The organism is Methylobacterium nigriterrae (assembly GCF_037106235.1).
GTDB lineage: Bacteria > Pseudomonadota > Alphaproteobacteria > Rhizobiales > Beijerinckiaceae > Methylobacterium > Methylobacterium nigriterrae.
Genome location: NZ_JBAWTG010000204.1, coordinates 1 through 5,949, shown reverse-complemented (window position 1 = coordinate 5,949; position 5,949 = coordinate 1). Strand labels below are relative to the sequence as shown.

Below are 5,949 nucleotides of genomic sequence, written 5' to 3'. Positions count from 1 at the left end.
GCGCAGGTCCACAGACAACGGTGAAGGCATGGGCAAGCTCCTTCATCCGTCAACGCACCACCCGCAAACCCGTCTCAAGCAGCGCGGGATCCGCTCTAGAACAGGGTCCGACCGGCCCAGGCATGCCGAGGGAGAGGGTAACCCCATGACGGATGAAGTCGAGGATCTCAACCGGGCACGCTCGGCCCTTGTGAGGCAGCGGGACGCCATCACGAAGAAGCTCGGCAGCATCGAGTTGGCGCCGATCTCAATGGCGGAGGATCTGACGCGCGTCCTCTTGGCGATCGAGGCTGTGGACCGAGCCCTCACGGATGCGGGTCATCCGCATTTCACGCCCGCGCGTGAAGGACGGGCATCGTGAGAGGGCGAGTGATGCAACCTCGCATGTAGCGGCTCATTGAAGGAGGGCGCTGTTCCCGTTGCGAGACAATCCGCCGAAGCCCGAGAAGCTGGATCGGCCTCCACTCAAATCAGCCGCTCGACCCGCCTCCTCGTACGATTTGCACGTGTAGAACCTGTCACGTTTCTCTCTTGTTGCAATGCACAATAATCCGTGTTTTCTCGTTGCATCGCAACATGACGCATCGAGCAGGACCGTAGGCCTGAACGGCATTTGTCCTGATCGGTAGAGGCTGCCGTGACCCCATCATCCGCCGATCTTCTGTCCGCAGCAGCGCTTGCCGAATGCATTGCAACCGAGCTTGCCTCGGCTGCCGATGCGCTCGCCACGAAAGGCAAAAGGCAAGCTGTCCGGGTGCTCCTGGAAGAGGCGCGTCGTCACACGGTCGAGGCCATTCGCTTGCGCGCTCAGGCTCGGCTTCTGCAAGAGCAAGGCGACACGAAGTCAGAGAGCCCCGACCAGTCGGACAAATCAGACAGGGCCACCCGGAATTGACCGCTCCGGTCTGGCTTATCGCATATCTGACGCAACCACATGGTGCCGGCCGTCGCGCTTCCAAGCGCGATTAGGCCATTCAGTTCCGCCCGAGCTGGCTGCCTGGCTTCCTCGAAGGTCGCGTAGGCGCAGGTCGAGCCACGAGGGCGGCAGCCCCGTCCGCAGCCTCGACCAACTCATAGCCGGCCTCCTCGAAGTACTCCGCCGCCATCGTGCGCAGGAGCGCCTCGTCGTCGACGATCAGAATGACAGGGGGAGTGGCTGGACACGGTTGGCCGAGGCATCGCGGCCAGAATTACAGGCGTTCGCGGAGATTGCCACGCGGGCTCGGAAGCCGATCCACGAAGCCAGGGCACATAAACGAGTTTGGCGAGAAGGTCCTACTTGCCCTTGAGAGCGTCCTTCACGCCGCCCACGGCGTTCTGCACCTTGCCCTTGACCTGATCTGCGACGCCCTCGTTCTTGAGCTTCTCGTCCCCGGTCAGCTTGCCGGCGCCTTCCTTGACCTTCCCGCCCAGGTTCGTGGCCGAGCCTTCAACGCGGTCCTTGTCGACAGCCATGGGTTCCTCCTGCCGTTTTCAGAGCGCCTGATTCAGCGCCTTTAGCAAACGAGAGGCTGATCTCGGCGGTTCCTGTGGCGCGTCGGCTCATCCTAAAGCGCTTCGGCGAATGCGTGGACCGTTCCACATGGGCAGGCTGGAGATCCTGGCCACCTCCCGCCGCTGTCGAGGCGACGGCCACGCGAGTGCTCGGTCACGCCCAGCCTACGAGCCTCGATGGCGGCCTGGCTTCGGCTCCGCTCGAGGGGACCAAGCTCCAACAGAACGCGGACGCTGAGGCACCTCAATCCCAATCGTGACTGTTGAGTTCGCAGGTCCCGCTCATGCGGATCGAGATGGCGGACATCGCCTCACTGAGCGACCTGTGCGCCCTATTGATCCCCACCAGGGCACTGGTCGGACTTGGCTCGATCTCGAATGGTGCGGCCCCGGCGGATAGATGGATCGTGCCGAGGTGGCGGCCGAGACGGTCGTCCAGGCTCCACTCGGTGCCGGAAGATCCGATCGGGTTGAGGATGACGTCCATGAGCGACTCCGCGTGACAGCACGAAGGGCATCCGTGCACGAGGCCTGATCGTGAGCGCCGCAATGCGGGCTGGCAATCGGTTTCGGCACGGAGACCCGACCCTCTACCGACAGGGCCTGACGTGAACTGGAGGAGGTTGTGCGGGTTAGCGAAGGGCACGCCGTGCTGTTTGCCGTGGATGGCGGTCCGAGACCCGCGGCAGCACGACAGAGGGCTGGCAACAGCGGCAATGAACGGCCGTGCTAAGCGGCTTCAGGTGACCCCGATGAGACATGCAGCCGCCACGGCCGAACTTGCGACCAACGCTTTGCTGCAGACCATCGTCCAGAGCGAGAACGTCGGCTCAACCTTCAGCGCCGTCCGCGATGGTGGATCGCTCACGACCTGGCGGGAACATGGGAACTCGCAGCTCGGCCCAGCTCTCGGCGGTCCCGTCAAGGACCCCATCGGCACGGGCTACTGGAGCGAACTCCATCGTCTTGGCGAAGGCATCCACGCTGCCGGCGGTCTCGACGCTTTGGATGAGGCCATCCTGCACCTTGTGCAAATGGATCCCGTACACTCGGACTGGCGTGCGATGGTGCTTGAGAGCGTGTGGTTCGATGTCGGGCGTGCGTCGTGACGCTCATGAGGCGCTGACTGGATTGAGCAGCAGCTCAGTCCAGCGGCCGAGGAGCCCCATCAAACTCCGATGGAACGCGAGTGCTCAGCTTACCGGGACGGACCTTGCGTGGGACCTCTAGGGATCCGCGCCAGAGACTTGAGCGAGCCGGTCAACTCCGGCTCCTCAACGCCGCCTGTCCGCAGTGACCATTGTGCCGCGCGCTCACGGTCGAGCTTCTGTGCCGCATACAGTGCGCCCACCACCACCAGCCCTATGCCGAAGGCCGCTTTCGACACCGTCCAGATTCGATTGATCATCCTCTCCTCTCGCACGGAGGCGGCGGGAATGACAGGGCGTCGAACCGCGCCCATTTCGGTGCAGGGCGCTCAAGGCACACCTTCTCCCGGCCTGTGGCTCTGACCCGCTAATCCTTCATTGCCGCTACGATGCGGGCGATCTCGTCGACGCTTTCCTCGATGCGTTTGGCGTGGTGGGTGACGCTCTCAGCGTCCTCGTGACCAAATGCATCTGAGGGCCACCAGCGGCCGTCATCGATGTCGCGCATAATGCCATCGAGGCGCGCCACCTGCTCCTTTAACAGCGCTATGGCGACCGCACATGCCTCTGTTCCAGCCATGGCTATCTCCTGCCACGTCGCCCAGCCCAGGGACGCAGAGAGAACGTCCCGCCTACCGGTCCCCCGCTCCAGACAGCAGCTTCTCGATCTGCGCCATTCCACTCTCGCGCGCCTTCGCCTCGTTCGGAAGCGTGCGGTCGGAGCGCTGAACCAGCTTGCCACTTCTGCGGATCGCCCATTGATAGGAGGCGCCCTCCAGCTTCGGGGGCAGGATCTCCAGCGTGTAGGGATGGGTGTTCGTTGTCTCGGTCATGCCCGACCCTGTGCCACAGGCGTGCGCTGCCACCAAGGCTCACTGTCACGAGCGGATCGACGCCGGCGGAGACCCTCGCTTTTTAGGCCGTCACGCATCATATCTGATCCACCCTCCGCGCAATCCCGTGCCTTGGGCGACGACGCGGAAATCATGATGGCACATGCAACCAACAACGGGTGTGCTCAGTCTATTTCAGCCGACGACTTCAACGAGCGAGTGAAGCGTCTGCTCGAGAAGAAGCCCATTCTAGAACCGACACAAGCAAAGCAGGCTGCACGGCGATTTCTGCGAAGCGGTCCGAAGACGTAGCGGCAGTCGCAGCCAATCATCGGCGGCTCGTTTCCCGAGACGCGGCAGGCTCGCCCACTCGGGAACGGCGCGAAACACCGGGTGGGAATGGCACCGGACGTGAGTGTGCCCCTCGCCTGTCTCATCAGCTTGGCCGCACTCAACGTTTGCCGCTGCTGACCCTCAGGTGCAGCATCGTCCTGCGCTCTGGTGCACATCCGGAGTGGCAGGTACCGGCCGCGCACGTTGCAGGCGAACCCGGAGCGGAGCTGCGGTCGGTACCCCGCCTGCCGACGGCGCGGACAGCCAAGCGAGAGCGCCGCGTTCAGCTGCCCCCTGCACCCGTGCCTTCGAGCAGGAACGAGAGCTTCAGGTTGACCCGGTACTGGGTCACGGTGTCGTTCTCGACGACGGCCTCGAACTCCTTGACCCAGACGGACTGGATGTTGCGCAGCGTGCTGGATGCGGTCTCGACGGCCTGTTTGATCGCGTCCTCGTATCCTTATGGGGACTGAGCCGACAGCTCGATGAACTTCACCACCGACATAATCGCCTCCCTTTCGGGTCAGGCAGGCGATGCTCGGCCCGGTCCCATCGGGAGGCAATCCTCCGTGCAGTTGCGCGCAGGGGCTTGGCGTTAGCTTCGAGTCGGGCCCGCCGAGGCGTTGACGCGAAGGGAAGCGGGCACGGTATGCGAATTGCGCGGCCTCGCACGCGGCCGGGACTGGATCCTCAAACAGGCGTAAGATCCGCCATGCACGACGTCCAGCAAGAGCGCGAGCGCCTCGCCGAGGCGGACCGGCATATCGCTGAGGGCAGGAGGCGTGTCACCGATCAGGTCGCCCTGATCGCGCGCTTGGCTCAGGATGGACACAACACGGCGGAGGCGAGGCACCTGCTCGTGACGCTCGAAGAGACCCTGGAGGAGTGGCGCGAGCATCGGCAGCACATCCTGGGGACCATCGCGCGGCTCGATCCGCCTGCGCGATGAGGCGCCCGTTCCCGTAGCCTGTCTCAGGCGAAGGCAGGCGCGCTGGTCATGCGAATGCGACGCCTCGTTCGAGAGCGCTGTCGCGCCCTGCCTTGACCGCAGGCGGGCATGACGTTGACACCTGCGGTGCCGTCACAGCATGCGCTCACTGGTCAGATTGCCAGCCGCATCGAAGATGCCCTGCCAGGCTTTTTGGCCGGTGCGAACCGTGACGCGCCAGTTGCCGGCATCCTCGTGCTGACCGGCTTCGACGCGGCTCGTGACAAGGCCGAGCCTCATCTTATGCCGCAGATGGCCGGGGATGATGTCCAGTCGAGAGGCGAGTTGCTCCGGATCGATGATCCAGTCGCCTTGCCCGTTGCGATCCAAGTGCATGGGCCGTCCCTCCATCAGCTCTGTAGCAGATGCAGGCTTGAGACCGAGCATACCACACAAGTGCGAGGGTCAGGGGCAGTTCGCCAGCATCCGGCAGCGCGGCGCTATGCGCTATGCGCTATCCCAATGCCTCGTCTCTGGCCGGATGGGGCAACAGGTCCAGCACGGTCCCGTGCACGTCCAAGATCGCGATGGTCCAGTGTGTCGGATCCCGACCGCCGGCAGCCCGCTCCTGGATGATCCGCTGCCAGAGGACGAGCGCGTAAGTGCGAGCCGCCCCCATGTCCGGCAACTCGGTCCCCTTGTGGTCCCGGGTCACGTCGTCGCCGTCGTGCAGCACGTCGAAATAGAACCAGGGCATGCGCCCTCCTGCCGGCAGAGACACCTGCCACGCCATCAACGAGCGTCCCAACCCGGCGATGCCGAGGGCCCAAGAAGCGTGTGGCTCATGACGCCCCATCCACGACTGATCCGCCCCTATCCCATCTACGAAAAGCCGCCGGCCGCACCAGGACGAATGCCCCCGGCAAAGGGCGTGCCGCCGACCGACGCGCCGAGACCCGTACCTCCGCTGTCGCCGTTCCAGCTTGGAAGGACGGTGCCGCCGCTACCGGCGCCGAGGCCGGTCCCGTCGATGCCCGCATGGTTGGCGGACGCCTCGTTGCAGTAGGCCGCCTGCCCGCATCTCCACCGCCTCTGCGGGCTTCCATACTTGGACCGTCACCGGCCGAAGGTCGGCCTCGACGCGCAGAAGCGCGACGTCCGTTGAGGGATCGCGCCCGACTATTGTTGCAGCCGCGGTCGAGCCGCCAGGCAG

At 64.5% G+C, this 5,949-nt stretch carries 12 protein-coding genes; 4 read left to right on the top strand and 8 right to left on the bottom strand.

The genetic code is table 11. The annotated features are described in order from the left end of the window. The first annotated feature begins 145 nt into the window (after positions 1-145). Together WDW90_RS34135 and WDW90_RS34130 are read left to right on the top strand one after the other, a co-directional pair. On the top strand, positions 146-361 hold the full coding sequence (locus WDW90_RS34135; RefSeq protein ID WP_336492144.1) for a hypothetical protein: 216 nt from the start codon (positions 146-148) through the stop codon (positions 359-361). Between the two features lie 276 nt (positions 362-637). Then, on the top strand, positions 638-895 hold the full coding sequence (locus WDW90_RS34130) for a hypothetical protein (protein WP_336492143.1): 258 nt from the start codon (positions 638-640) through the stop codon (positions 893-895). A gap of 380 nt (positions 896-1,275) precedes the next feature. Here WDW90_RS34130 and WDW90_RS34125 read toward each other — a convergent pair whose 3' ends face one another. Continuing rightward, positions 1,276-1,455 (bottom strand): CsbD family protein, encoded by a 180-nt coding sequence (locus WDW90_RS34125; RefSeq protein ID WP_336492142.1) that lies wholly within the window; start codon positions 1,453-1,455, stop codon positions 1,276-1,278. Between the two features lie 283 nt (positions 1,456-1,738). Beyond that, positions 1,739-1,981: a hypothetical protein gene (locus WDW90_RS34120; RefSeq protein WP_336492141.1), complete on the bottom strand. Its 243-nt coding sequence runs from the start codon at positions 1,979-1,981 to the stop codon at positions 1,739-1,741. Positions 1,982-2,246: 265 nt separating this feature from the next. Here WDW90_RS34120 and WDW90_RS34115 point away from each other — a divergent pair, with 265 nt between their 5' ends. Further along, positions 2,247-2,603: a hypothetical protein gene (locus tag WDW90_RS34115; protein WP_336492140.1), complete on the top strand. Its 357-nt coding sequence runs from the start codon at positions 2,247-2,249 to the stop codon at positions 2,601-2,603. Between the two features lie 89 nt (positions 2,604-2,692). Here WDW90_RS34115 and WDW90_RS34110 read toward each other — a convergent pair whose 3' ends face one another. From WDW90_RS34110 to WDW90_RS34095, 4 genes are all read right to left on the bottom strand, one after another. Next, the gene (locus WDW90_RS34110) at positions 2,693-2,902 is read right to left on the bottom strand and encodes a hypothetical protein (protein ID WP_336492138.1); all 210 of its coding nucleotides are present in this window, start codon (positions 2,900-2,902) and stop codon (positions 2,693-2,695) included. A gap of 107 nt (positions 2,903-3,009) precedes the next feature. Continuing rightward, on the bottom strand, positions 3,010-3,222 hold the full coding sequence (locus WDW90_RS34105) for a hypothetical protein (RefSeq protein ID WP_336492137.1): 213 nt from the start codon (positions 3,220-3,222) through the stop codon (positions 3,010-3,012). Positions 3,223-3,274: 52 nt separating this feature from the next. Further along, positions 3,275-3,475 carry a hypothetical protein gene (locus WDW90_RS34100; RefSeq protein ID WP_336492135.1) on the bottom strand — a complete coding sequence of 67 codons (201 nt, stop codon included), beginning with the start codon at positions 3,473-3,475 and terminating at the stop codon, positions 3,275-3,277. A 616-nt stretch (positions 3,476-4,091) separates the two neighbouring features. Then, on the bottom strand, positions 4,092-4,211 hold the full coding sequence (locus WDW90_RS34095; protein WP_336492145.1) for a dodecin domain-containing protein: 120 nt from the start codon (positions 4,209-4,211) through the stop codon (positions 4,092-4,094). Between the two features lie 309 nt (positions 4,212-4,520). Between WDW90_RS34095 and WDW90_RS34090 the strand changes: the two genes are divergently transcribed. Then, positions 4,521-4,757: a hypothetical protein gene (locus WDW90_RS34090; protein ID WP_336492134.1), complete on the top strand. Its 237-nt coding sequence runs from the start codon at positions 4,521-4,523 to the stop codon at positions 4,755-4,757. Positions 4,758-4,889: 132 nt separating this feature from the next. Here the strand turns inward: WDW90_RS34090 and WDW90_RS34085 are convergent, their stop codons facing one another. Together WDW90_RS34085 and WDW90_RS34080 are read right to left on the bottom strand one after the other, a co-directional pair. Then, a complete protein-coding gene (locus WDW90_RS34085) occupies positions 4,890-5,132 on the bottom strand; it encodes a DUF6522 family protein (protein ID WP_336492133.1) in 243 nt (80 codons plus the stop codon). Positions 5,133-5,250: 118 nt separating this feature from the next. Beyond that, positions 5,251-5,493, bottom strand: a complete 243-nt coding sequence (locus tag WDW90_RS34080) for a DUF6894 family protein (RefSeq protein ID WP_336492132.1) — start codon at positions 5,491-5,493, stop codon at positions 5,251-5,253. Positions 5,494-5,949 lie beyond the last annotated feature (456 nt).